This window comes from Vibrio kyushuensis, from assembly GCF_050337325.1.
GTDB lineage: Bacteria > Pseudomonadota > Gammaproteobacteria > Enterobacterales > Vibrionaceae > Vibrio > Vibrio kyushuensis.
The window spans coordinates 1-898 of the sequence record NZ_JAKJSV010000024.1; the positions used below are offsets into that span (position 1 = coordinate 1).

Annotated in this window: 2 protein-coding genes; both read right to left on the reverse strand. The window is 38.5% G+C overall.

What is annotated here, in order from left to right; translation table 11 throughout:
• Positions 1 to 442 (reverse strand): GNAT family N-acetyltransferase (locus L4D20_RS24230; RefSeq protein ID WP_428804122.1); only part of this gene is annotated, 442 nt, incomplete at its 3' end.
• Positions 443 to 577: 135 nt separating this feature from the next.
• On the reverse strand, positions 578 to 898 hold a 321-nt coding region (locus L4D20_RS24235; RefSeq protein WP_428804123.1), incomplete at its 5' end, for a GNAT family N-acetyltransferase.

Below are 898 nucleotides of genomic sequence, written 5' to 3' on the forward strand. Positions count from 1 at the left end.
CAAACTTAAACGTTAGAAGCCCTATTCGACTTAACCCCAGATGCTCATAAAATCCATTGGATTCATTTTCAACCCAAGTGTAAAGCCAGTATTTATTACCCAACTGATTTTCGACTTCATTCAAGAGCTTTCGACCTAACCCTTTCCCTTTGAAAGTGATATCGACATAAAGTTTTTCGACTTCAAAGCCATTACTAGGCGTTTGATAATGCGATTCAAGATTAACCATTACATAGCCTTGAATAACTTCCTGCTCTTCAATTACAAACACACGATATTTAATCGTATCCAATATTTCTAAGAAGTAGGTTACAGTGAAAGTAGACAATACATACTCAGCGTATTCAGTTTTGATACCTTCTCTAGCATATGTGTCTAGCCAGACTTTAATAGACAATGCCGCTAATTTTACGCAATCGTCTTTTGTCGCTTCCCTAACCATTTCCCCTCCAAACACATAACGCCGCATTAAGTGGTGAGCAACACAGACCACTGAACCTAAAGCATTGTGCCGTAAAGACTAAAGTTGAAGCAAACCAAAAATGCCGAGCGTTGGGAATCCGTCTTAAATGCTTTGTTATGTGTGGGCTGACTGATACACGTTATTTTCTATTGAAGCCCCTGCAAACTTAAACGTTAGAAGCCCTATTCGACTTAACCCCAGATGCTCATAAAATCCATTGGATTCATTTTCAACCCAAGTGTAAAGCCAGTATTTATTACCCAACTGATTTTCGACTTCATTCAAGAGCTTTCGACCTAACCCTTTCCCTTTGAAAGTGWTATCGACATAAAGTTTTTCGACTTCAAAGCCATTACTAGGCGTTTGATAATGCGATTCAAGATTAACCATTACATAGCCTTGAATAACTTCCTGCTCTTCAATTACAAACACACG